The sequence below is a fragment of the Pseudomonas sp. B21-031 genome, assembly GCF_024748985.1.
Classification (GTDB): domain Bacteria; phylum Pseudomonadota; class Gammaproteobacteria; order Pseudomonadales; family Pseudomonadaceae; genus Aquipseudomonas; species Aquipseudomonas kermanshahensis.
Window position 1 is genome coordinate 1,662,229 of record NZ_CP087181.1, and the last position, 24,393, is coordinate 1,686,621.

Consider the following 24,393-nt stretch of genomic DNA (forward strand, 5'->3'; position numbering starts at 1 on the left):
GCCGGCGATAGAGGCAGTAGAGTCAACCCAAAATCAGAAGGAATTACCATGACCAGCACCACCCACACCGACGTGGTCCAACGCCAGTTCGGCGAGCAGGCCAACGCCTACCTCAGCAGCGCCGTACACGCCCAGGGCACCGAATTCGCCCTGCTGCAAGCCGCCCTGGCCGGCCAGGCCGAGGCCCGCGTGCTGGACCTGGGCTGCGGTGCTGGTCATGTCAGTTTCCACGTTGCGCCCCTGGTCGCCGAAGTGGTCGCTTACGACCTGTCGCAGTCCATGCTCGATGTGGTGGCCAGCGCCGCCGCTGACCGTGGCCTGGGCAATATCACCACGCAACGCGGCGCCGCCGAACGCCTGCCGTTCGCCGACGCCTCGTTCGACTTCGTCTTCAGCCGCTACTCGGCACACCACTGGAGCGACCTGGGCCTGGCCCTGCGCGAAGTGCGCCGCGTGCTGAAGCCGGGTGGGGTCGCGGCCTTCATCGATGTCATGTCGCCGGGCAGCCCGTTGCTCGACACCTACCTGCAAACCGTCGAGGTGCTGCGCGATACCAGCCACGTGCGTGACTATTCTGCCGCCGAATGGCAACGCCAGGTCAGCGAAGCCGGCCTGCATGTGCGCAGCCACACCCGCCAGCCGCTGCGCCTGGAGTTTGGCACCTGGGTCGAGCGTATGCGTACCCCCGAACCCATGCGTGTGGCCATACGCCAATTGCAGCAAGCCATGGGCGAGGAAGTGCGGCAGTATTACCAGATCGAAGCCGACGGCTCGTTCAGCACCGATGTGCTGGTGCTTTGGGCTGAGCGCTAAGTTTTTTTCGGTGTGGCCGAGCTGGCCGCACCGCTTGAATGGATAGAGGAAAGCATGAGCAAGCAGATTCTGATTCTCCCAGGTGATGGCATTGGTCCGGAAATCATGGCCGAGGCGGTCAAGGTGCTGGAGCTGGCCAACGACAAGTTCCAGCTCGGCTTCAGCCTGGCCCACGACGTGATTGGTGGCGCGGCTATCGACAAGCACGGCGTGCCGCTGGCTGACGAGACCCTGGAACGTGCGCGCCAGGCCGATGCCGTGCTGCTGGGCGCTGTGGGCGGCCCGAAATGGGACAAGATCGAGCGTGACATCCGCCCTGAGCGCGGCCTGCTGAAAATCCGTTCGCAACTGGGCCTGTTCGCCAACCTGCGCCCGGCCATCCTTTACCCGCAACTGGCCGATGCCTCGTCGCTCAAGCCGGAAATCGTCTCGGGCCTGGATATCCTCATCGTTCGCGAACTGACCGGTGGCATTTATTTCGGCGCGCCACGTGGCCAGCGTGAACTCGAAGGCGGCGAGCGCCAGGCTTATGACACGCTGCCCTACAGCGAAAGCGAAGTACGCCGTATTGCCCGCGTCGGCTTCGACATGGCCCGTGTGCGCGGCAAGAAGCTGTGTTCGGTGGACAAAGCCAACGTTCTGGCGTCCAGCCAGCTGTGGCGCGAAGTGGTCGAAGATGTGGCCAAGGATTACCCGGATGTCGAGCTGAGCCACATGTACGTGGACAACGCCGCCATGCAGTTGGTGCGCGCGCCCAAGCAGTTCGACGTGGTAGTGACCGACAACATGTTCGGTGACATCCTGTCGGATGAAGCTTCCATGCTGACCGGTTCCATCGGCATGCTGCCGTCGGCGTCGTTGGATGCCAACAACAAGGGCATGTACGAGCCATGCCACGGCTCGGCGCCGGACATCGCCGGGCAGGGCATCGCCAACCCGCTGGCGACCATTTTGTCGGTGTCGATGATGCTGCGTTACAGCTTCAACCAGCACGCTGCCGCCGAGGCCATCGAGCAGGCGGTCAGCCTGGTGCTGGACCAAGGGCTGCGCACCGGTGACATCTGGTCAGCCGGGTGCGACAAAGTAGGCACGCAGGAAATGGGCGACGCAGTAGTCGCAGCGCTGCGGAATCTGTAATCTCTCTGGCCCGCCACCGTTTTTGGTCGGTGGCGGCCCACTTTTAGCAAAGGTGTAGTTGCGATGAAACGTGTAGGTCTGATCGGTTGGCGCGGTATGGTCGGTTCCGTGCTCATGCAGCGGATGCTGGAGGAGCAGGATTTCGACCTTATCGAGCCGGTGTTCTTCACCACCTCCAATGTCGGTGGCCAAGGCCCGAACGTGGGCAAGGATACGGGTCCGCTCAAGGACGCTTATTCGATTGAAGAACTCAAGACCCTCGACGTGATCCTGACCTGTCAGGGCGGCGACTACACCAACGAGGTCTTCCCTAAGCTGCGTGAAGCGGGCTGGCAGGGTTACTGGATCGATGCCGCCTCGTCCCTGCGCATGCAGGATGACGCGGTGATCATCCTCGACCCGGTCAACCGCAAGGTGATCGACCAGCAGCTTGATGCCGGTACCAAGAACTACATCGGCGGCAACTGCACCGTCAGCCTCATGCTGATGGGCCTGGGCGGGCTGTTCGAAGCTGGCCTGGTCGAGTGGATGAGCGCCATGACTTATCAGGCGGCCTCCGGTGCCGGCGCGCAGAACATGCGTGAGCTGATCAAGCAGATGGGCGCGACCCATGCCGCAGTGGCCGATGACCTGGCCAACCCGGCCAGCGCCATCCTCGACATCGACCGCAAGGTTGCCGAGACCATGCGCGGCGAAGCGTTCCCGACCGAGAACTTTGGCGTTCCGCTGGCCGGCAGCCTGATTCCGTGGATCGACAAGGAACTGCCGAACGGGCAGAGCCGTGAAGAGTGGAAGGCCCAGGCCGAGACCAACAAGATCCTCGGCCGTTTCAAGAGCCCGATCCCGGTCGATGGCATTTGCGTGCGCATCGGCGCCATGCGTTGCCACAGCCAGGCGCTGACCATCAAGCTGAACAAGGACGTGCCACTGGCCGATATCGAAGGCATGATCAGCCAGCACAACCCTTGGGTGAAGCTGGTGCCGAACCAACGCGAGATCAGCATGCAAGAGCTGACCCCGACCAAGGTCACTGGCACCCTGAACATCCCAGTGGGCCGTCTGCGCAAGCTGAACATGGGTTCGCAGTACCTGGGCGCGTTCACCGTCGGCGACCAGTTGCTGTGGGGCGCCGCCGAACCGCTGCGCCGCATGCTGCGGATTCTGCTGGAGCGTTGATCGCTTTGCTGTGACCGAAAACCCGTGCTGGTGACAGCACGGGTTTTTTTATTCAAGGCACGGGCTTTACCCGTTCTGAAGGCCTTCGCGTCGGCTTCGTTGGCCACGCCTGGGCAATGCGAGTAAAGTGCCGCTCCCGTTTCGCCTGAGGCAGCCTGCAGCATGAACCCTTCTATCGATATCGCCGTCGTCGGCGCCACCGGCAGCGTCGGTGAAACCCTTGTACAGATTCTCGAAGAACTGGCGTTCCCGGTCGCCACGTTGCACCTGCTGGCCAGCATGGAGTCTGCTGGGAGCAGCGTGATGTTCGCCGGCAAGAAGCTCAAGGTCCGTGAAGTGGACAGCTTCGATTTCGCCCAGGTCAAACTGGCATTCTTTGCCGCTGGCGCTGCGGTCAGCCGCAGCTTTGCCTGCAAGGCGCTGCAGGCTGGTTGCACGGTCATCGACCTGTCCGCAGGCCTGGACGATGCCCTTGCGCTGGTCCCTGAAGCCAACGCCGAACGCCTGGCCGGCCTGACGCTGCCAGCGCGCATTGCCAGCCCCAGTTCCGCCGCCGTTGCCTTGGCTGTGGCGCTGGCGCCGCTTAAAGACCTGCTGGACATCGAGCGGGTGCAGGTAATGGCCTCACTGGCGATCTCCGCACAGGGGCGCGAGGCGGTCAGCGAGCTGGCCCGGCAGACCGCCGAGCTGCTTAACGCCCGCCCACTGGAGCCGCGCTTCTTCGATCGGCAGGTGGCCTTCAACCTGCTGGCACAGGTCGGCCCCGCCGACGAACAGGGCCATACTGCGCTGGAGCGGCGCCTGGTCAGCGAGCTGCGTGTGCTGCTGGGCCAGCCTGAACTGAAGATTTCCGTGAGTTGCGTTCAAGTCCCGGTGTTTTTCGGCGATAGCTTCAGTGTGGCTGTGCAGAGCCGTCGCCCGGTCGACCTGGCGGCGGTCAATCAAGCCCTTGAGGCTGCCGACAGTGTCGAACTGGTGGAGCGCGACGATTATCCGACGCCGGTCGGTGACGCAGTGGGCCAAGACGTGGTCTATGTTGGACGTGTACGCCATGGTGTCGATGACGACCAGCAGCTCAACCTCTGGCTGACCACCGACAACCTGCGTAAAGGCGCCGCGCTCAACGCTGTGCAAGTGGCGCAATTGTTGATTAAACACAGGCTGTAAAAGATACTGCGAGCACTTTTGTCCTGCTCTGCATGCAGGTTTCGGGACGATTCATACAAGGGAAGAGGTCATGCTTCGAATTCGCAAACTGGTCCTGGCCATGGCTGCTGCCTCGGCGCTGTCGTCGGGCATGGCCAATGCGTTGGGCTTGGGGGAGCTGACCCTCAAGTCGGCACAGAATCAGCCGCTGGACGCCGAGATCGAATTGCTCGACGTGCGCGACCTCACTGCCGCCGAAGTGGCGCCGAGCCTGGCGCCGCCGGAAGAGTTCAGCAAGGCGGGGGTAACCTTTGCGACTTACCTCGAAGACCTGACATTCACGCCGGTGATCAACCCCAACGGCAAGAGCGTGCTGCGCGTCACCTCCAGCCAGCCGCTGCCGGGGTCTGTGGTCAAGTTTCTGGTGCAGGTGATGTGGCCGCAGGGGCGACTGCTGCGTGACTACAGCGTCCTGCTCGACCAGGCCAAGGCGCAGGGCAAACAGCCTGCGCCAGGCAATGTCGCACCCGCAGTGACGGGTGCCAGCAACTACACCACCCAGCGCCGCGACACCCTGTGGCAGATTGCTGCGCGCAACAGCCAGGGCGGCTCGATTCAGCAGACCATGATCGCGATCCAGGCGCTGAACCCGGACGCCTTCATTGGTAACAACATCAACCAGTTGAAGGTGGGCCAGGTACTGCGCCTGCCCGACCAGCAACAAATCCAGGCCATTGCTCAGGGTGAGGCGGTTCGCGATGTGGCCGAGCAGTATGCGGCCTGGCGTGAAGGCCGGCGCCTGGGGCCGCGTGCCCGTCAGCTCGATGCCACCCGCCGCGGTGCCGCCGAGGCCGCGCCAGAGCGCATTGCCCAAGGTGACAACCTGCGCCTGGTCAGCCCCGGCAACCAGGCAGGCGCTGCGCCGGCCAAAGGGCTGAACGACAAACTGGCCGTGGCCCAGGAAAGCCTCGATACCACCCGTCGTGACAACGATGAGCTCAAGAGCCGCATGGCGGACCTGCAGAGCCAACTAGACAAACTGCAGCGTCTGATCGCGCTGAAAAACGACCAGTTGGCCCGGCTTGAAGCCCAGGGCGCAGCAGGTCAGGCGCCAGTCGCCGCTGCTCTGCCAGGCGAGCCTGCGCCGGCCAATCCGGCAGCTAATGCCGAGGCGGACGTAAAACCTGCACCGGCAGCCGTCGATACCGCGCCGGCCAGTGTGCCTGACGCCCAGCCGCGGGCTGACGGCGTGCTCGGCAACCCGTTGCTGCTGTGGCTGATTGCAGGGTCTGCGTTCCTCGTGCTGTTGCTGCTGCTGGTGCTGCTGATGCGCAAGCGCAAGGCCCAGGAAGAAGCCGAGAAACACCTGCGCATGGCGCGGGCCTTGGCGGAGGAAGAGCAGGGTGCGGGCCTGGATATCGATGCCGACAGCTTTGAAGGCCTGGAGGTCTCGGCGCCGAGCGTAACGCTGTCGCCAGCGGTGGTCGCGGCGTCTGCCGCTGCCGCCACTGCTGCAGAAAAACCCGCGGTCGCGCTCGCCGAGCCAGCGCCGCAGCCAGACACGACGGCCGCCCTGTTGGCGGAAGTCGAGCAAAGCCTGCAAAGCGGCCGCCTGAATCATGCCGCCGAGCTGCTTGAGACGGCCCTTGCCGCAGAACCTGAGCGTGACGTGCTGCGCCTGAAACTGATGGAAGTGTATGCCCGTCAGGGTGATCACAGTGCGTTTGTCGAGCAGGAGCGTGTGCTGCCGGCGACTGAGCAGAATGTTGCTCAGGTCGACGAACTCAAAGGCCGTTTCCCTGCGATGCTGGGGCTGGCCGCCGCCGGTCTGGGGGCAGCAGCATTGGCTGCCGAGATGGATGAGCAGTACGTGCAGGGCCTGCTGCAGGACCCGCCTGAGGCGCCGGTTGTTGAAGATACCGTGCCCGAGGGCGCCTCAGAGGCCGAGCCAGAGGTGCTGGTAGAGCCCGATTTTGTCGCAGAGCAAGCGCTGGACGACATCGTCGAGCCTGAGGCCGAGGCCATCAGCGAGGTGCCATCGCTTGATGCATCGGACCTGGACAGCGACTTCGACCTCAGCCTGGGTGAAGACCTGCCCGAGGAAGACCCGTTGACAGCGCCGCTGCTGGACGAGCCGGTGCTGGACGAAGTTGTGCTGGATGAACCTGTGCTGGACGAAGTGCAAGTAGAGGAACAGCCCGCTGCCGTGGAGGCTGAGCTGCAAGCTTACGCTGAAACAGACGCTGAAACAGACGTTGCAGCCGATGCCGATGCTGATTTCGAGGCGATGCTGGCGCAGGCCGAGCCGCAGCCCGTTGCCGATCTGGATGACTTCGACCTCGACGTCAGCGAGCCCGTAGCCCCGGCTGTCGGCGAAGAGACGCCGGTTGACGTTGCCGACGAGCTGGCAGCCTTCGACAGCGTGCCGGAGTTTGACCCGGTCACCGAACTGGACCTGCCGTCGGACTTCGACCTTTCGCTGTCGCTGGAGGATGATTCGCCGGCTGCCAAGAGCTTTGCTTCGGAGCTGGATGACGTCAACGCGGAGCTGGACAAGCTGTCCCAGAACCTCGAGTCGCCTTCGCTGGAGCCACACTTCACCGCTGAAGACGCCGTTGAGCAGCCTGAGCCCGAGCCGCTGGACGACTTGGACTTCGACTTCTTCTCTGGCAGTGATGAAGTCGCCACCAAGCTCGACCTGGCGCGCGCCTACATCGACATGGGTGACCACCAGGGCGCCCGTGACATCCTCGATGAAGTCGTCAAGGACGGCGACGGGACGCAGCGTCAGGAAGCCGAGGACATGTTGTCTCGGTTGGTCTGAGCCCTGTTTTGAGGTTTCGCGGCTAAACAGATGTAACCACCCCCAACGGCAGCCCAACAGGGCTGCCGTTGTCGTTATAATCCCGCCATTGCGTAATCACCACAGGTTTCATGCTCTTGGACATCATCGACACCGCCGCCGAATCCGCGGCTGAAGGCTACTCCCGCATCGCCCTGGGCGTGGAATACAAGGGCTCGCGCTACCGCGGCTGGCAGCGCCAGGCCAGCGGCGTGCCCAGCGTCCAGCAAGCCCTTGAGCAGGCGTTGTCGAAAGTCGCGAACGAGCCGATTTCCGTGATCTGCGCCGGGCGCACCGATGCCGGGGTTCACGGTTGCGGGCAGATCGTGCACTTCGACACGCGCGCCATCCGCGATGAGCGCGCCTGGACCCTGGGCACCAATTTCAACCTGCCCCACGACATCAGCGTGGTCTGGTCGCGCCCGATGCCGGCGGACTTCCATGCCCGCTTCAAGGCGACTGCCCGGCGTTACCGCTACGTCATCTACAACGACCCGATCCGCCCCGCGCACCTGGCCGAGGAGGTGACCTGGAACCATCGCCCGCTGGATGTCGAGCGCATGGCTGAAGCCGCCGAGTTCCTGCTCGGTACCCACGACTTCAGCGCCTTCCGCGCCAGCCAGTGCCAGGCCAAGTCGCCGATCAAGCACATCCATCACCTGCGCGTCACCCGCCATGGCCAGATGATCGTGCTGGACGTGCGCGCCACGGCGTTCCTGCACCACATGGTGCGCAACATCGCCGGTGTGTTGATGACCATCGGCGCGGGTGAGCGGCCCGCCACCTGGGCGCGGGAAGTTTTGGAAGGGCGTAACCGCCGCGAGGGTGGGGTGACGGCACACCCGTACGGTTTGTACCTAGTGCAAGTGGAATACCCCGAAGCCTTCCAACTGCCCCAGCGTTACATCGGCCCACACTTTTTGACCGGCTATGAGGCATTGGCAGACTGACGGGCCAAAAGCCTTTTGCTAACATCCGGCCTTCACCGAAACAGCAGGGTTCGCAGTCCATGAGCAACGTTCGCAGCAAGATCTGCGGGATTACCCGTATCGAAGACGCGCTGGCTGCCGCCGAGGCGGGGGCCGATGCCATCGGCTTCGTCTTCTATGCCAAGAGCCCGCGTGCCGTGGACGTGCGCCAGGCGCGCGCGATCATTGCCGAGCTGCCGCCGTTCGTGACCACCGTCGGGTTGTTCGTCAACGCCTCGCGTTGCGAGCTCAACGAGATCCTCGAAGTGGTTCCCCTGGACCTGCTACAGTTCCACGGCGACGAAACCCCGCAAGACTGTGAAGGCTTCCATCGCCCCTGGATCAAGGCCCTGCGCGTGCGCCCGGGTGATGACCTGGAAGCGGCCTGTCGGCTTTATGCTGGCGCCCGCGGTATCTTGCTGGACACCTATGTGCCCGGCGTGCCCGGGGGCACGGGTGAAGCCTTCGACTGGTCGCTGGTGCCGGCGCGCCTGAGCAAGCCGATCATCCTGGCCGGTGGCCTGGACGCGCAGAATGTCGACCGGGCCATTGCCCAGGTCAGGCCTTATGCGGTGGATGTCAGCGGCGGTGTGGAGCAGGCCAAGGGCATCAAGGATGCGGCAAAGATCGAAGCCTTCATGCGTGCGGTGAAACAGGCGTGACGGTGGATGTGACGGTTGGCGGCGCACCATCGTCCATAGCTATCGCAGCCCCTGCGGGGCGCCCGCCGATGCGGTGGGCGAACAACACATTAACGGTGGCGCGGCGCGCCGGAAGCCCCGGCGGCCGTTCCATCATCGTTTCATAAAAGATATTGAGCTCAAGGGCAGGGCAGGCCGGTTACGCCGGCCCCCGCCCGCCGATACTGGAGAAAGAAAGCATGAGCAACTGGTTAGTCGACAAACTGATCCCTTCGATCATGCGTTCCGAGGTGAAGAAGAGCTCGGTGCCTGAAGGCCTGTGGCACAAGTGCCCGGCTTGCGAGGCCGTGCTGTATCGTCCGGAGCTGGAAAAGACCCTCGATGTCTGCCCTAAGTGCAACCACCACATGCGCATTGGCGCACGTGCGCGTATCGACATCTTCCTCGACGCCGAAGGCCGTGCCGAACTGGGCGCCGAACTGGAGCCGGTCGACCGCCTGAAATTCCGCGATGGCAAGAAGTACAAGGACCGCCTCACCGGTGCGCAGAAGCAGACCGGCGAAAAAGACGCGCTGATCTCCATGAGCGGTACCCTGATGGGCATGCCGATCGTGGTCAGCGCGTTCGAATTCTCCTTCATGGGCGGCTCCATGGGTGCCATCGTCGGTGAGCGTTTCGTTCGCGCCGCCAACTACGCCCTGGAAAACCGCTGCCCGATGGTCTGTTTCTCGGCCTCGGGTGGCGCACGCATGCAGGAAGCGCTGATCTCGCTGATGCAGATGGCCAAGACCTCGGCTGTGCTGGCGCGCCTGCGTGAAGAAGGCATTCCGTTCATCTCCGTGCTGACCGATCCGGTCTACGGCGGCGTTTCCGCCAGCCTGGCGATGCTGGGCGACGTCATCGTCGGCGAGCCCAAAGCACTGATCGGCTTTGCCGGCCCGCGCGTGATCGAGCAGACCGTGCGCGAGAAGCTGCCAGAAGGCTTCCAGCGCAGCGAGTTCCTGTTGGAACACGGCGCTATCGACCTGATCATCTCCCGTGGCGAACTGCGCCCGCGCCTGGCCCGTCTGCTGGCACAGATGACCGGCCAGGAAACCCCGGAGCAGGCACGTGAGGCGGCTGCGGTCGCGTGATGACACAACGAACCCTGGGCGAATGGCTCGCCTACCTCGAGCAGTTGCACCCTTCGGCCATCGACATGGGGCTGGAGCGTTCGCAGAACGTGCTTGCCCGCCTGGGGCTGGGCAAGTTGGCACCGCGCGTGGTGACCGTCACCGGCACCAATGGCAAGGGCTCCACCTGTGCCTTCGTCGCCGCGATGCTGCGTGCCCAGGGGCTCAAGGTGGGCGTATACAGCTCGCCACACCTGTTGCGTTACAACGAGCGGGTGCTCATCGATGGCCAAGAGGCCAGTGATGAGCGCCTGTGCGAAGCCTTCGCCGCCGTCGAGGCGGCGCGAGGCGACATTTCCTTAACCTATTTCGAGATGGGCACCCTGGCGGCGTTCTGGTTGTTCTACCAGTCCAAGCTGGATGCCGTGGTGCTCGAAGTGGGCCTCGGTGGCCGTCTGGACACCGTGAACGTGGTGGATGCCGACCTGGCGCTGGTGACCAGTATCGGTGTCGACCATGTCGATTATCTGGGTGATACCCGTGAGCTTGTCGCCTTCGAGAAGGCCGGCATCTTCCGCGCTGGCAAGCCGGCGCTGTGTGGCGACCTTGATCCGCCGCAGCCCTTGCTGGACAAGGCCCATGAGCTGGCGGCGCCGTTGTTCTTGCGTGGGCGTGACTTCGACCTGGAAAGCACAGGCGACAGCTGGCACTGGCGTGGGAAAACGACCGAGGGTGGCCTGGTAGCGTTGCACGATCTGCCATTGCTAGACCTGCCCATGGAGAACGCCACCCTGGCCCTGCAGGCCTACCTGTTGATGGGCCTGCCCTGGGATGCCAGTCAGTTGCGCCAGGCGCTGCTCGATACCCGTATCACCGGTCGCCTCGATCGCCGTGAAGTGTGCTGGCAGGGCAAGCGTGTGGAGCTGTTGCTGGATGTCGGGCATAACCCGCATGCTGCGGCGTACCTGGCGCGGCGCCTGGCGGCAAGGCCGGTCAAGGGGCGCCGCCTGGCGGTGTTCGGCCTGCTGGCCGACAAGGACCTGCCGGGCGTTGTCGAGCCTTTGCAGGCACTGGTCGACGACTGGGCGGTCGCACCGCTGGACACGCCGCGCAGCCGTCCGGCCGCAGAACTTGCTGACACCTTGACGAACCTCGGCGCCGCGGTGAAGTCTTATGCCAGCGTCGACGCGGCCCTCGAAGGGCAATGCGCGCAGGCGACGGCGGATGATCAGGTCCTGCTGTTCGGTTCGTTTTTCTGTGTCGCCCAGGCCCTGGAGTGGTTGGCGCGGCAGGCCCCGGAGGGTTGAGTAGATGGCAGTGCTGGATAAAGGGATGAAACAGCGCATGGTGGGTGCGTTGGTGCTGGTGGCGCTGGCGGTGATCTTCCTGCCGATGCTGTTCACCCGCGAGGACGAGATGCGCCAGGTGCGTGTCGAGGCCCCGCAGGCGCCGGCCATGCCGAGCCTGCCAGAAGTGCAAGTGGAGCCGGTCGCCGTGCCGGAGCCGCAGGTGCTTGCAGAGGAGCCGCAGCAGCCACCGGTGGTGGTTGACGAGTCTACCGCGCCAGCCAGCACGCCTAGCCAGCCGATTACGCCATCCCCGCAGACGCAGACGCAAACGCAGGTCCAGGCTGCCAAGTCGCCAGCGCCCAAGGTTGAAGCCAAGCCAGCCGCCACACCTGCGCCTGCCGTTGCCGCCGCCAAGCCCGCAGCGCCGTCGAAGATCGACGTGAATGGGTTGCCGGTCAGCTGGTCTATCCAGCTGGCCAGCCTGTCCAATCGTGCCGGGGCAGAAAGCCTGCAGCAGACGTTGCGAAGCCAGGGCTACAACGCCTATATCCGCTCGGCGGGCGGTATGAACCGGGTGTACGTCGGGCCACTGATCGAGCGCGCCGAGGCCGAGCGCGTACGTGATGCAATCAACCGCAAGCACAGCCTCAAAGGCTTTGTGGTGCGCTTCCAGCCTGAAAAAGGTTGAGCCAGGGGCTGCTCTGCAGCCCATTCGCGGGACAAGTGGGATCGCCGCACCGCCGCTCCCACCCGAACTGTGCAGCCTTCAAGGCTAGCGCCGCACCTGTGGGAGCTGGCTTGCCAGCGAAGAGGCCAGAACCACCAACATAAGGCGGTTGCTAACCTACAGACCGTGCAGGCCATGCAGCGATCCAGTCTTAATAGGAGCGGCCTTTCGCCATCGCTAATCGGCCCGACATTCCGCTTACCCCCAGCCCGCCGCTCTGGTAAAATGCGCCGCCTCAAACGTCTGCAGGCAGCACCGTGGCATTTACCTGGGTTGATTGGGCGATCATCGCGATCATCGCCGTCTCCACACTGATCAGTCTCAAGCGCGGCTTCGTCAAGGAAGCCTTGTCCTTGCTCATCTGGATCATTGCCGGTGCGGTTGCCTGGATGTTCGGTGGCTCGCTCTCGGTGTATCTTGAAAGCTACATCCAGACGCCATCGATGCGCATCATCGCAGGCTGCGCCATTCTTTTCGTCGCCACCCTGCTGGTGGGGGCCATGGTCAACTTCCTTGTCGGCGAGCTGATCCGCGTGACCGGGCTGTCGGGTACCGATCGTTTCCTCGGCATGGCCTTCGGCGCAGCGCGCGGGGCCTTGCTGGTGGTAGTGGCCATCGGGCTGCTTAGCCTGGGGCCGGTTCAACAAGACACCTGGTGGCAGGAATCACGCCTGATACCACAATTTCTCTTGGTCGCTGACTGGTCGAAAAACCTGATTCTGGGTTTCACCAGCCAGTGGATGTCCAGTGGGGTGATCAGCACACCGGCTGATCTCCCGTTCAAGGAACAGTTGCTCGGGCCGGCAAAGCCCTGAGCGCTATTCACTCAAGTTTCGTCAAAGTAGGGGTTGCGTCGCATGTGTGGCATCGTCGGTATCGTCGGTAAGTCGAACGTCAATCAGGCGCTGTATGACGCGCTTACGGTCCTCCAGCACCGCGGCCAGGACGCTGCCGGTATCGTGACCAGCCATGACGGCCGGTTATTCCTGCGCAAGGATAATGGCCTGGTGCGCGATGTCTTCCAGCAGCGCCACATGCAGCGCCTGGTCGGCCACATGGGTATCGGCCACGTGCGCTACCCAACGGCGGGCAGCTCGACCTCGGCCGAGGCCCAGCCGTTCTACGTCAACTCGCCGTACGGCATCACCCTGGCGCACAACGGCAACCTGACCAACGTCGAGCAGTTGGCCAAGGAGATCTACGAGTCCGACCTGCGCCACGTCAACACCAATTCCGACTCGGAAGTGCTGCTGAACGTGTTCGCCCACGAGCTGGCCGTACGCGGCAAGCTGCAGCCGACTGAAGAAGATGTGTTCGCTGCGGTTTCCCACGTGCACAGCCGCTGCGTGGGTGGTTATGCGGTGGTGGCGATGGTCACCGGTTATGGCATCGTCGGTTTCCGTGACCCGAACGGTATTCGCCCGGTGGTGTTCGGCCAGCGTCACACCGACGAAGGTGTGGAGTACATGATCGCCTCCGAAAGCGTCGCCCTGGACGTGCTCGGCTTCACCCTGATTCGTGACCTGGCGCCAGGCGAAGCGGTGTACATCACCGAAGAAGGCCAGCTGTACACCAAACAGTGCGCACAAAACCCGAAACTGCAGCCGTGCATCTTCGAACACGTCTACCTGGCCCGTCCGGACTCGATCATGGATGGCGTCTCGGTGTACAAGGCGCGCCTGCGCATGGGCGAGAAGCTGGCTGAGAAAATTCAGCGTGAACGCCCTGAGCACAACATCGACGTGGTCATCCCGATCCCGGACACCAGCCGCACTGCGGCGCTGGAGCTGGCCAACCACCTCGGCGTCAAGTTCCGCGAAGGTTTCGTCAAGAACCGCTACATCGGCCGTACTTTCATCATGCCCGGCCAGGCCGCGCGCAAGAAATCGGTACGCCAGAAGCTCAACGCCATCGAGCTGGAATTCCGCGGCAAGAACGTGATGCTGGTGGACGACTCGATCGTGCGCGGCACCACCTGCAAGCAGATCATCCAGATGGCCCGCGAAGCCGGCGCCAAGAACGTCTACTTCTGCTCCGCAGCCCCTGCGGTGCGCTACCCCAACGTCTACGGCATCGACATGCCGAGCGCTCACGAACTGATCGCCCACAACCGCACCACCGAACAGGTGGCCGAGTTGATCGGCGCCGACTGGCTGATTTACCAGGACCTGCCGGACCTGATCGAATCGGTCGGTGGCGGCAAGATCAAGATCGAGCACTTCGATTGCGCGGTGTTCAACGGTGAATACGTTACCGGCGACATCGACGCAGCCTACCTTGATCGTATCGAGCAGGCCCGTAACGACCTGGCGAAGGTTAAGACCCAGGCGGTCAGCGCGATCATCGACCTCTACAACAACTGATTAGGGAGCGACGGCATGACGGATCAATGGGATGCCGGACGACTGGACAGTGACCTCGAGGGTGTCGGCTTCGACACCCTGGCGGTACGCGCCGGGCAAAACCGTACACCGGAGGCCGAGCACAGCGAAGCGCTGTTTCTGACCTCCAGCTATGTTTTCCGTACGGCCGCCGATGCGGCTGCACGCTTTGCTGGCGAAACGCCGGGTAACGTCTATTCGCGCTACACCAACCCGACTGTGCGTGCCTTCGAGGAACGCCTGGCGGCCATGGAGGGCGCCGAGCAGGCTGTAGCGACGTCCACCGGTATGGCGGCGATCCTCGCCGTGGTCATGTCGCTGTGCAGCGCCGGTGACCATGTGCTGGTGTCGCAGAGCGTATTCGGCTCGACCATCAGCCTGTTCGAGAAATACTTCAAGCGCTTCGGCGTCGAGGTGGACTATGTGCCGCTGGTCGACCTGTCGGGTTGGGAAAAGGCCATCAAGGCCAACACCAAGCTGCTGATCGTCGAGTCGCCGTCCAACCCGTTGGCCGAGCTGGTCGATATCACTGCCCTCAGCGAAGTCGCCCACGCGCGTGGCGCCATGCTGGTGGTGGACAACTGTTTCAGCACCCCGGCACTGCAGCAGCCACTCAAGCTGGGTGCCGACATCGTGTTCCACTCGGCAACCAAGTTCATCGATGGCCAGGGCCGTTGCATGGGCGGTGTGGTGGCTGGGCGCAGTGAGCAGATGAAAGAAGTGGTGGGCTTCCTGCGTACCGCAGGCCCGACCCTCAGCCCGTTCAATGCGTGGATCTTCACCAAGGGTCTGGAAACGCTCAAGCTGCGCATGCGTGCGCACTGCGAGAGCGCTCAGCAACTGGCTGAGTGGCTGGAGCAGCAGGACGGCATCGAGAAGGTGCATTACGCCGGCCTGCCGAGCCACCCGCAGCACGAACTGGCCAAGCGCCAGATGAGCGGCTTTGGTGCGGTGGTCAGCTTCGAGGTCAAGGGCGGCAAAGAAGGCGCCTGGCGCTTCATCGATGCCACGCGGGTCATCTCGATCACCACCAACCTGGGTGACAGCAAGACCACCATCGCGCACCCCGCCACCACCTCCCACGGCCGCTTGTCGCCGCAGGAGCGTGAGGCAGCGGGTATCCGCGACAGCCTGGTCCGCGTTGCCGTGGGCCTTGAAGATGTGGCCGACCTGCAGGCAGACCTCGCCCGTGGGTTGGCGGCACTGTGATTGAAATCAGCGGCAGTAAGCCAGGCCATAACGGCCGGGTAGCCTTGGTGACCGGTGCCGCTCGCGGCATCGGCCTGGGGATTGCCGCCTGGTTGATCTGCGAAGGCTGGCAGGTGGTGCTAAGCGACCTTGACCGCCCACGCGGCGCCAAGGTGGCCAAGGCGTTGGGTGACAACGCCTGGTTCATCACCATGGACGTTGCCGACGAGGCGCAGGTCAGTGCCGGGGTGTCCGAGGTACTGGGGCAGTTCGGTCGGCTCGACGCGTTGGTGTGCAATGCGGCGATCGCCAACCCGCACAACCAGACGCTGGAAAGCCTTAGCCTGGCGCAATGGAACCGGGTACTGGCGGTCAACCTCAATGGCCCGATGCTGCTGGCCAAGCATTGCGCGCCTTACCTGCGTGCGCATAACGGGTCGATCGTCAACCTGACCTCGACCCGGGCACGGCAGTCCGAACCGGACACCGAAGCCTATGCGGCAAGCAAGGGCGGCCTGGTCGCGTTGACCCATGCCCTGGCCATGAGCCTGGGCCCGGAGATCCGTGTCAATGCGGTGAGCCCGGGGTGGATCGATGCACGTGACCCTTCCCAGCGCCGTGCCGAACCGTTGACTGACGCCGACCATGCCCAGCACCCGACGGGCAGGGTAGGGACGGTGGAAGACGTGGCGGCCATGGTGGCCTGGCTGTTGTCGCGCCAAGCAGCTTTCGTCACCGGCCAGGAATTCGTGGTCGATGGCGGCATGACCCGCAAGATGATCTACACCTGAGCTGTCAGATGTTAAGAAGGGGACCGAAAGGTCCCCTTTTTGTTTCCAGCGATTATTCATCGCCCAACCGCTTGGTGTAGGAGCAGCCTTGTGCTGCGAAGGGGCAGCGAGCTCATGCTGAATCGTCGGTGCTTTCACCGGCCACTTCGCAGCACAAGGCTGCTCCTACAGTGAAGGCAGCATTGATCCGTGGCCTCACACCGGCAAACCTCTTTTTTGCCCTTTTTGAAAAAAAATTCAATGGGGGTATTGACTTAGCATCGGTACCTGCGTAAATTTCGCGGCCTCAGCGAAGCAAACGCAACAAGCAACATCGCGGGGGTGATTAGCTCAGCCGGGAGAGCATCTGCCTTACAAGCAGAGGGTCGGCGGTTCGATCCCGTCATCACCCACCACTTCCTGAGCGTTCCTGGTGCAGGAAGCTTCGAAAGAAGCAGATAGCCAGAGAGGAACAAGGCCTGATAAGCCAAGACGTAAGTCACTATGCGCAGCGGTAGTTCAGTCGGTTAGAATACCGGCCTGTCACGCCGGGGGTCGCGGGTTCGAGTCCCGTCCGCTGCGCCACTTTTTAGTAACAGATGGGTGCCTTGCACCGGTCTGAGACCAAAAGGCAAATATGCCTGAGGTCGATCCCAGTTTCAATTGGGCGCAAGCCTGAACGATACGCAGCGGTAGTTCAGTCGGTTAGAATACCGGCCTGTCACGCCGGGGGTCGCGGGTTCGAGTCCCGTCCGCTGCGCCATCTTCGCTTCGAAGCCCCTTGAACGCTTCGAAGCAACAAAAAGAGCGATCAACGTGTCGCTTTTTTTGTGCCTGACTTCACTGTGCCCTTGGCCAGTAAGCAGGCAACAGGTTTCAACTGGGCGCAAGCCCAAGCGATACGCAGCGGTAGTTCAGTCGGTTAGAATACCGGCCTGTCACGCCGGGGGTCGCGGGTTCGAGTCCCGTCCGCTGCGCCATCTTCGCCTCGAGGCCCCTTGAACGCCTCGAAGCAACGCGAAAAGCGACCTTAGGGTCGCTTTTTTCGTTTTCACGCCCTGCCAGTCCACATTTACACGAAGCTGACAGACTCTTCACGGATGAACGGTTTCAGTGCCCGTGCGCAGTGATGCACAATAGGCACCTTCTCGACTTACCCGGAATTCGCAATGACCAGATCATCCGTCTTTGGTGCGCTCGGGCTGGCCCTGGTGCTGGCGGGCGTGACCGGTTGTTCCTCAAAAAAAGCCGCCATCTACGAGCACGAGAACTTCGATGACTCGGGCACCTTCTCGCGCAGCTTCCCGGTGACCGATGCCGGCTCCTGCGAGGCCGCACGGCGCGCCTTGCTCAGCCAGGGTTACATCATTACCAGCAGCGGTGCCAACCAGGTGACCGGCAACAAGAGCTTCCAGCAGAATAGCGAAAACCACCTGCAGATCAGCTTCAACGTCACCTGCGCACCCGACGTGAGCGACGAGCAGCGCTCGACCATGTTCGCCAACGCCCTGCAGGACCGCTACAGCCTGAAGAAATCCAACACTTCCGCCAGCCTTGGCGTGGGCGTGCTGGGTTCGGTGTCCATGCCAATCGGCTCCAGTGATGACTCGATGGTCAAGGTTGCCAGCGAAACGGTGACGGCGGCGCAGTTCTACGACCGTTACTTCGCACTGGTAGAGAGCTATCTGCCGAAGCCGAAAAAGACCAGCAAGGCTAAGGCAAAGGTCGAGCCTGAGGCGCCCGCAGCCAAGGTTGAAAAGCCAGCCGTAGACCTGGGGCTGCCGGAGCAGGCGGCTGCAGCGCCTGTGGCCGCTCCCGTAACGCCTGCGGCTGAATCCACCCCAGCGCCTCCTGCCGCCATTGCCCCCGCCAACGAAGTGCCAGCGGCGCCAGTGGCGAATGACAGCCAGGGGTCACAGCCAGTAGCGCCGCCCGCCGAGCCTGCGCCTATCCACGTGCAACAAGAGGCACAGCCTGCAGAGCCCGCACCTGCGGCGCTCTGACACATTCCCTGTTACAGACAGGCGGCGATAACGCCGTCGATACCTGCTACGTTTACTTCTCATGAGCTTGTCATCATTCCTTCACCCAACCTGCTTAGGTTGAAGGCGACATCTACTAAGACAAATGAGAAAAGAGGACGCAGGGCAATGGATGAATATCAGGAAGAGCTGCTCGAGTTCCAGGCATACGAACTGGACACTCCGGAACCCGCCGACGACGCCACCGAACTTTAGCCGGCCTGCCGCTGAATGCGGCGAAACTCCCCCGGCGTGAGGCCGGTCCAGCGCTTGAATGCGCGCTGGAAAGCCTCTGCCGAAGCAAACCCCAACAGATAAGCGATTTCGCCGAAAGCCAGCTCCGTGTCACGGATGTAGGTTTCGGCCAGGTCGCGCCGTGTCTCGTTCAACACGTCGCGAAAACGCGTCCCTTCTTCGGCCAGCTTGCGCCGCAATGTCCAGGTCGGCAGTTGCAGGCTCAGCGCCACTTCGTCCAGGTCCGGTTCGCGGCCGCCATTGAGCAGTGGGCCGAGCAGGTGCGTGATGCGTTCGCCCAGGCTGCGTACCCGCGTGCGCTGTTGCAACTCCGCTTCGCAAAGTTGCAGCAGGTGCTGCCAGGTGCTCGGGCAGTGCTGCGGGTTGGCCATCTGCAGGGTGGCGCGGCTCAGGCGCAGTTGATTACCGTCGGCGCCGAACTGCACCGGGGTGCTGCACAGCGCCTGGTACTGGGCGGCATAGGGCGGCGCGGCAAATTCGATTTCAAGCCGTTCGGCCTGCAGCACAGTCCCCGCCAGGCCGCCCAGTTGCGCCAGCCAGCCGGCGAGCAGTGAGTCGACCACGAAGCGGTTGTAGGTGTTGTAGGGGCTGATGGAGTAAAAACGCAGCCAGGCGCCTTGGGCATCTTCCTGAAAGCGCGAGTGGCCCCGGTAGTTGGCAGCGTACAGCGGCTCGAAGCGCAACAAGGTACGCGCCGCTTCGCCCACTGTGGGCGCCTGGGCCGCGGTGATGCCCGCAAGGCCTGCATGGGCCATGCGGCTCAGGCGGCCCATGTGCAGGCCCAAGGCCGGCTCGGCGCACAGCGCGATGGCGGCATGCCCAAGGTGCATGTAACGCGGGATCGACAGGCGTGCACCGGCTTCGGCCAGGCGTGCAGCATCCAGGCCATAGCGTTGCAGCAGGGGCGCAGGGTCGTGGCCCAGCACGCGCAGGGCCTCGGCCAGTGGCTGGACAAACCCTACCGACAGATCACCCAGGCGCACGCGGGGGCGGGCCACGGGGTTACAACCAGAGGTTCAGCAGGCGGGCGCCATGGCTGGGGTTGCCCGCCAGCAGTTGGCCCGACTGATGGGCGAAGCCCTGGCCATCGCTGGCCTGCTCCCAGAACTGCCCACGCATGAACACGCTCATGCTGCTGACGTCTTCGCCAGCGGCCTGGGTCAGGCGTTGCCAGGCGTTTTGTTCGCTGACTTCGCCACGCTTGAGGGTGAGCTCGGCCGCCGCGTCCTGATGGCGATTGCCACGCCATGGCGCCTCCCAGCTGCCTTTGCCACTGAGGAATACCGGGTTGGCGATCAATTGCACGGATTGTTGTGCCAGTTGCTGGTGGTTTTCCGGGTACCAGCTGTCACTGCCGACCAGTACGCCCAGGCGCCCGGCCGGGGTTTGCAGCACCTGCAGCGGTTGCTGGCGGCCATCATGGATGAAACGGCGGGTTTCGCTGTCCGGGTACTGCTGACGCTGTGGCTGGCCCAGCAGCGAGCCGTCGCCGGCAAACACCACGCTGCTGTTGTACAACGGGCCATTGCCGGCGTGCAGCACGCCTTGTTTGACATACGGGGCAGGCAACACGATGGAGCCGGCCACCAGGGTGACGCCAAACTCCTTGGCCAGGCCACCGAACACCTGCTGATAATCGGCGGCCATCTGCTCGGCCTTCATGCGCAGGTGGGCGTCGCTGCGCCAGTCGTCGGCGTTGGCGCGCAGCATGGCCAGGCCATAGCGCAGTGGGTTGCTCAGCTCTAGCCATTGCAAGGCCTCGCGGCTCTGCGTGACTTGGTACAGCTCGTTCTTTTCACCCCGAGCCCACAGCCAGGTACCGATGTGCTCGGGCAGCACCACCACCGTGCGGGGGCCAACCAGTCCCTGTACGCGTGCCTGCTGCAAATAGGCCGAAAGCTTGCGGTGCAGGCGTTGCAGGTTCTGGTAGTCACTGGGGTAGAGCAGTGGTTCGACGCCAAGCAAATTGCCTTGCTCACCGGGCACGCCATGGTTGAGCGCCAGCTCGATGCGCAGGTCGGAAAGGTAATGGCCTTCCGGGCGCTGCTGGGTCCAGAAGCCGTAGCCGCACAGGGCGGCAATCATCACCAGCGCCAAGGCGCTTGCCAGAAGTTTTCGCATGAAGCGGTACAGCGCCTAGGAAGTCGGAGTTGTCTAGGGTAGCCCTGCTGTGCGGGAGGATCAATAAGTTGTCAGTTTCGATCATTGAGGCTGTTCAAACAGCTGTTTAATGTCAGGGGCAGATAAACGACGGGGCCCGCCGGCCGGCGAGGAACCCGCATTCCGTGATCACGCCACATGGGGACATTCCATGGCTGCCGACCGTTATCCGCACCTGCTCGCACCGCTCGACCTGGGCTTCACCACCTTGCGCAACCGCACCCTGATGGGCTCGATGCACACCGGTCTTGAAGAACGCCCCGGCGGCTTCGAGCGCATGGCGGCCTATTTTGCCGAGCGCGCCCGTGGCGGCGTCGGCCTGATGGTCACCGGCGGTATCGCACCGAATGACGAGGGCGGCGTCTATTCCGGCGCTGCCAAGCTCAGCACCGAGGAAGAGGCCGACAAGCACCGCATCGTGACCGAGGCGGTGCATGCCGCTGGCGGCAAGATCTGCCTGCAGATCCTCCATGCCGGGCGCTATGCCTACAGCCCGCGCCAGGTAGCACCCAGCGCGATCCAGGCGCCGATCAACCCGTTCAAGCCCAAAGAACTGGACGAAGCAGGCATCGAGAAACAGATCGCCGACTTCGTCAACTGCGCCGCGCTGGCCCAGCGGGCCGGCTATGACGGCGTCGAGATCATGGGTTCGGAAGGCTACTTCATCAACCAGTTCCTGGCCGCACACACCAACCACCGCACTGACCGGTGGGGGGGCAGCTATGAAAATCGCATGCGCCTGGCCGTCGAGATCGTCAGCCGTGTGCGTGAGGCGGTGGGCCCGAATTTCATCATCATCTTCCGCCTGTCGATGCTCGACCTGGTCGAAGGGGGCAGCACCTGGGACGAAATCGAGCTGCTGGCCAAGGCCATCGAGCAGGCGGGGGCGACCCTGATCAACACCGGTATCGGTTGGCACGAAGCGCGTATCCCGACCATCGCCACCAAAGTGCCGCGGGCGGCGTTCAGCAAGGTCACGGCCAAGCTGCGCGGCACCGTGAGCATTCCGCTGATCACCACCAACCGCATCAACACCCCGGAAGTGGCCGAGGTGGTGCTCGCCGAAGGCGATGCCGACATGGTCTCGATGGCCCGGCCGTTCCTGGCCGACCCGGATTTCGTCAACAAGGCCGCTGCCGGGCGCGCTGACGAGATCAACACCTGCATCGGTTGCAACCAAGCCTGCCTGGACCACACGTTTGGCGGCAAGTTGACCAGTTGCCTGGTCAACCCGCGCGCCTGCCACGAAACCGAACTCAACTACCTGTCTGTGCGCACCGTGAAGCGTATTGCCGTTGTCGGTGCTGGCCCGGCCGGCCTGGCTGCCGCCACCGTGGCCGCCGAGCGGGGCCACCAGGTCACTTTGTTCGATGCCGCCGGCGAGATCGGCGGGCAGTTCAACGTGGCCAAGCGGGTGCCGGGCAAGGAAGAGTTCTTCGAGACCCTGCGCTATTTCCGTAACAAGCTGAGCAGCACTGGTGTAGACCTGCGCCTGAACACCCGCGTCGATGTACAGGCGCTGGTGGACGGCGGTTTCGACGAGGTTATCCTGGCCACCGGCATCGCGCCGCGTACGCCCGCGATCCCGGGGGTCGAGCATGCCAAGGTGCTCAGCTACCTGGACGTGCTGCTGCAGCGTAAGCCAGTCGGCCAGGCGGTCGCGGTGATTGGCGCGGGTGGCATCGGTTTCGATGTGTCCGAATACCTGGTGCACCAGGGCGTGGCCAGCAGTCAGGACCGCGAGGCGTTCTGGAAAGAGTGGGGCATCGACACCCAGCTCGAGGCCCGCGGTGGCGTGGCCGGCATCAAGGCTGCGCCGCACGCGCCGGCGCGCCAGGTGTATCTGCTGCAGCGCAAGCAGTCCAAGGTCGGCGACGGGTTGGGCAAGACCACCGGCTGGATCCACCGGACGGGGCTGAAGAACAAGCAGGTGCAGATGCTCAACGGCGTGGAGTACCTGGGTATCGATGATGCCGGCTTGCATATTCGGGTCGGCGGCGGTGAGCCGCAATTGCTGGCGGTGGACAACGTGGTGATCTGTGCAGGGCAGGAGCCGCTGCGAGAGCTGCAAGAAGGCTTGCTGGCCGCAGGCCAGTCGGTGCACTTGATCGGTGGCGCGGATGTGGCGGCCGAGCTGGATGCCAAGCGGGCGATCAACCAAGGCTCGCGGTTGGCTGCCGAGCTTTGAGATGGCCGGGGGCCGCGAAGCGGCCCCCGATGTTCACTGATAAACTGAAGCCTTCGCTTCAGGCCCCGATCCATGTCTATCGATTTTCTGGACCTGCCCCAGGCTCCTCTACACCCCCTGAACCTGCCCTGGCTACAAAACGCCAAGGTCGAAGTCGCCATCTTGCGCCTGGACCTGATTGACCCCCTGATCAGCGGCAACAAGTGGTTCAAGCTGCGCCACCACCTCCAGCACGCCCATGAATCAGGTGCTCCTGGCCTGATCAGCCTCGGCGGCAGCCACTCCAACCACCTTCATGCCCTGGCCGCTGCCGGCAAACGCTTCGGCTTCGCCACGGCCGGCCTGCTGCGTGGCCACCCTCAGGACACGCCGACGGTGCGCGATCTGCAGGCGTTGGGCATGCACGTGCACTGGCTCGGCTATGGCGGCTACCGCGCCCGTCATGAGGCGGGTTTCTGGCAACCCTGGCAGGCACGCTACCCCGGTTGGCACTGCATCCCCGAAGGCGGCGGCGGCTTGGCCGGCGCGCAGGGTTGCGGGTTGATCGTCGCGCAGGCGCGCGCGCAACTGGCCGAGATCGGTTGGGACGATTACAGCGCCTGGTGGCTGGCCGCGGGTACCGGTACAACGTTGGCCGGCCTGGTGCTGGCAGAGGCGGGCGCGCATGACGTGCATGGCGCGCTGGCGGTGCCCCGCGATCACGGCGTGCCGGACGTTGTGAGGGATCTGGCCGGCGGCAGTGGCTATCAACTGCATGATGCCTGCCGGGGCGGCTTCGCTCGGATCGACGACGAGCTGCTGGCGTTCATCGACGCTTGCGAGCGGCACACAGGCGTGCCGCTAGAAGCGCTCTACACCGGCAAGGCCCTGCTGGCGCTGCGCGAGCAGGTCGAGGCCGGCCTGTTCGCGCCCGGCACCCGCCTGATCGTGCTGCATACCGGTGGCCTGCAAGGCCGGCGCGGTTATTTGTAGGGCAGCATGCGCAGCAGCGTGTTGTCGCGCTGCACGTAGTGGTGATACAGCCCGGCCAATGCATGCAGGCCGATCAGCCAGTAACCCCAGCTGCCGATGCGTTCATGCCAGCCTTTGATGAATTTGGCCTGGTCTGGGTCTGCGCCGATGAGGTGCGGCAGTTCCAGCCCATAAAAAGGGACTGGCTTGTCGGCGGCACTCAAAATCAGCCAGCCGGCGAGGGGTAGGCCGATCATCAGCAGGTACAGCGCCAGGTGCATCAGGTGGGCAAGGCCGGTCTGCCAGGCTGGTGGCTTGGGCAGGATGGGCGGGGTGGGGCGGCTCAGGCGCACGGCCAGACGCAGCCAGACCAGTACGAACACGGTCAGGCCCAGCATGAAGTGCAGGTCCTTCATCAGATTGCGCTCGGCGCTGTCCTTGGGGAACAGGCCGCGAAACTCGATGCAGGCGTATACGACGGCCAGTAGCACCAGCATCAGCCAATGCAGGGCGATGGACAGGCGCGCGTAATGTTGCGTGGGGCTGGATGAAACCATGGAGGATCCTCATCATCAGGTCTTGAAATGGCGCTCTTGGTGGCGCTCAGGACTCACTGTATCCGCTTGGC

At 63.6% G+C, this 24,393-nt stretch carries 20 protein-coding genes and 4 tRNA genes; 21 read left to right on the forward strand and 3 right to left on the reverse strand.

The genetic code is table 11. From position 1 onward, the window contains the following. The first annotated feature begins 48 nt into the window (after window positions 1-48). The 19 genes from LOY53_RS07530 (at window position 49) to LOY53_RS07620 (ending at window position 18,193) form a co-directional block, all read left to right on the forward strand. Window positions 49-813, forward strand: a complete 765-nt coding sequence (locus LOY53_RS07530) for a class I SAM-dependent methyltransferase (protein WP_252827133.1) — start codon at window positions 49-51, stop codon at window positions 811-813. 54 nt (window positions 814-867) lie between these two features. Then, window positions 868-1,950: a 3-isopropylmalate dehydrogenase gene (gene leuB, locus LOY53_RS07535; protein WP_027596729.1), complete on the forward strand. Its 1,083-nt coding sequence runs from the start codon at window positions 868-870 to the stop codon at window positions 1,948-1,950. A 63-nt stretch (window positions 1,951-2,013) separates the two neighbouring features. Further along, the gene (gene asd / locus LOY53_RS07540; RefSeq protein WP_099453324.1) at window positions 2,014-3,126 is read left to right on the forward strand and encodes an aspartate-semialdehyde dehydrogenase; all 1,113 of its coding nucleotides are present in this window, start codon (window positions 2,014-2,016) and stop codon (window positions 3,124-3,126) included. 162 nt (window positions 3,127-3,288) lie between these two features. Beyond that, entirely contained in the window at window positions 3,289-4,293 is a 1,005-nt protein-coding gene (locus LOY53_RS07545) for an aspartate-semialdehyde dehydrogenase (RefSeq protein WP_099453325.1), read from the forward strand. Between the two features lie 70 nt (window positions 4,294-4,363). After that, entirely contained in the window at window positions 4,364-7,096 is a 2,733-nt protein-coding gene (locus LOY53_RS07550; protein WP_252827134.1) for a FimV/HubP family polar landmark protein, read from the forward strand. Between the two features lie 110 nt (window positions 7,097-7,206). Then, window positions 7,207-8,064, forward strand: a complete 858-nt coding sequence (gene truA, locus LOY53_RS07555) for a tRNA pseudouridine(38-40) synthase TruA (protein ID WP_027596725.1) — start codon at window positions 7,207-7,209, stop codon at window positions 8,062-8,064. A gap of 59 nt (window positions 8,065-8,123) precedes the next feature. Continuing rightward, a complete protein-coding gene (locus LOY53_RS07560; RefSeq protein ID WP_258703806.1) occupies window positions 8,124-8,744 on the forward strand; it encodes a phosphoribosylanthranilate isomerase in 621 nt (206 codons plus the stop codon). Window positions 8,745-8,962: 218 nt separating this feature from the next. After that, a complete protein-coding gene (gene accD / locus LOY53_RS07565; protein WP_027596723.1) occupies window positions 8,963-9,856 on the forward strand; it encodes an acetyl-CoA carboxylase, carboxyltransferase subunit beta in 894 nt (297 codons plus the stop codon). Then, entirely contained in the window at window positions 9,856-11,142 is a 1,287-nt protein-coding gene (gene folC, locus LOY53_RS07570) for a bifunctional tetrahydrofolate synthase/dihydrofolate synthase (RefSeq protein ID WP_252827135.1), read from the forward strand. Before accD ends, folC begins: the two co-directional genes overlap by 1 nt. Before the next feature lie 4 nt (window positions 11,143-11,146). After that, a complete protein-coding gene (locus tag LOY53_RS07575; protein ID WP_252827136.1) occupies window positions 11,147-11,812 on the forward strand; it encodes an SPOR domain-containing protein in 666 nt (221 codons plus the stop codon). A 296-nt stretch (window positions 11,813-12,108) separates the two neighbouring features. Beyond that, complete coding sequence (locus LOY53_RS07580; RefSeq protein WP_012313468.1) at window positions 12,109-12,666, forward strand: CvpA family protein; 558 nt, start codon at window positions 12,109-12,111, stop codon at window positions 12,664-12,666. 42 nt (window positions 12,667-12,708) lie between these two features. Next, window positions 12,709-14,214, forward strand: coding sequence for an amidophosphoribosyltransferase (gene purF / locus LOY53_RS07585; protein WP_027596720.1), 1,506 nt, complete (start codon window positions 12,709-12,711; stop codon window positions 14,212-14,214). A 15-nt stretch (window positions 14,215-14,229) separates the two neighbouring features. Continuing rightward, window positions 14,230-15,441 (forward strand): O-succinylhomoserine sulfhydrylase, encoded by a 1,212-nt coding sequence (locus tag LOY53_RS07590; protein ID WP_085273675.1) that lies wholly within the window; start codon window positions 14,230-14,232, stop codon window positions 15,439-15,441. Continuing rightward, window positions 15,438-16,211 (forward strand): SDR family oxidoreductase, encoded by a 774-nt coding sequence (locus LOY53_RS07595; protein WP_252827137.1) that lies wholly within the window; start codon window positions 15,438-15,440, stop codon window positions 16,209-16,211. The genes LOY53_RS07590 and LOY53_RS07595 overlap by 4 nt, the downstream gene beginning before the upstream one ends. Before the next feature lie 319 nt (window positions 16,212-16,530). Continuing rightward, window positions 16,531-16,606, forward strand: a tRNA-Val gene (locus tag LOY53_RS07600). Between the two features lie 92 nt (window positions 16,607-16,698). Further along, window positions 16,699-16,775 (forward strand) — tRNA-Asp (locus tag LOY53_RS07605). A gap of 101 nt (window positions 16,776-16,876) precedes the next feature. Beyond that, a tRNA-Asp gene (locus LOY53_RS07610) sits at window positions 16,877-16,953 on the forward strand. Window positions 16,954-17,093: 140 nt separating this feature from the next. Further along, a tRNA-Asp gene (locus LOY53_RS07615) sits at window positions 17,094-17,170 on the forward strand. Between the two features lie 189 nt (window positions 17,171-17,359). Then, window positions 17,360-18,193, forward strand: a complete 834-nt coding sequence (locus tag LOY53_RS07620; RefSeq protein ID WP_258703807.1) for a DUF2242 domain-containing protein — start codon at window positions 17,360-17,362, stop codon at window positions 18,191-18,193. Between the two features lie 230 nt (window positions 18,194-18,423). On the opposite strand, the gene LOY53_RS07625 is transcribed toward LOY53_RS07620, so the two are convergent. Further along, window positions 18,424-19,464, reverse strand: a complete 1,041-nt coding sequence (locus LOY53_RS07625; RefSeq protein WP_258703808.1) for an AraC family transcriptional regulator — start codon at window positions 19,462-19,464, stop codon at window positions 18,424-18,426. Window positions 19,465-19,468: 4 nt separating this feature from the next. Further along, window positions 19,469-20,587 carry a nitrilase-related carbon-nitrogen hydrolase gene (locus tag LOY53_RS07630; protein ID WP_252827140.1) on the reverse strand — a complete coding sequence of 373 codons (1,119 nt, stop codon included), beginning with the start codon at window positions 20,585-20,587 and terminating at the stop codon, window positions 19,469-19,471. Between the two features lie 190 nt (window positions 20,588-20,777). On the opposite strand from LOY53_RS07630, the gene LOY53_RS07635 reads away from it, so the two are divergent. Both LOY53_RS07635 and LOY53_RS07640 read left to right on the forward strand, forming a co-directional pair. Beyond that, window positions 20,778-22,814, forward strand: a complete 2,037-nt coding sequence (locus tag LOY53_RS07635; protein ID WP_258703809.1) for an NADPH-dependent 2,4-dienoyl-CoA reductase — start codon at window positions 20,778-20,780, stop codon at window positions 22,812-22,814. A gap of 78 nt (window positions 22,815-22,892) precedes the next feature. Then, a complete protein-coding gene (locus LOY53_RS07640) occupies window positions 22,893-23,786 on the forward strand; it encodes a 1-aminocyclopropane-1-carboxylate deaminase/D-cysteine desulfhydrase (RefSeq protein WP_252827394.1) in 894 nt (297 codons plus the stop codon). Here the strand turns inward: LOY53_RS07640 and cybB are convergent. Next, a complete protein-coding gene (gene cybB, locus LOY53_RS07645) occupies window positions 23,777-24,322 on the reverse strand; it encodes a cytochrome b561 (RefSeq protein WP_027596712.1) in 546 nt (181 codons plus the stop codon). The two genes, LOY53_RS07640 and cybB, sit on opposite strands and share 10 nt — an antisense overlap. Between the last annotated feature and the right edge of the window lie 71 nt (window positions 24,323-24,393).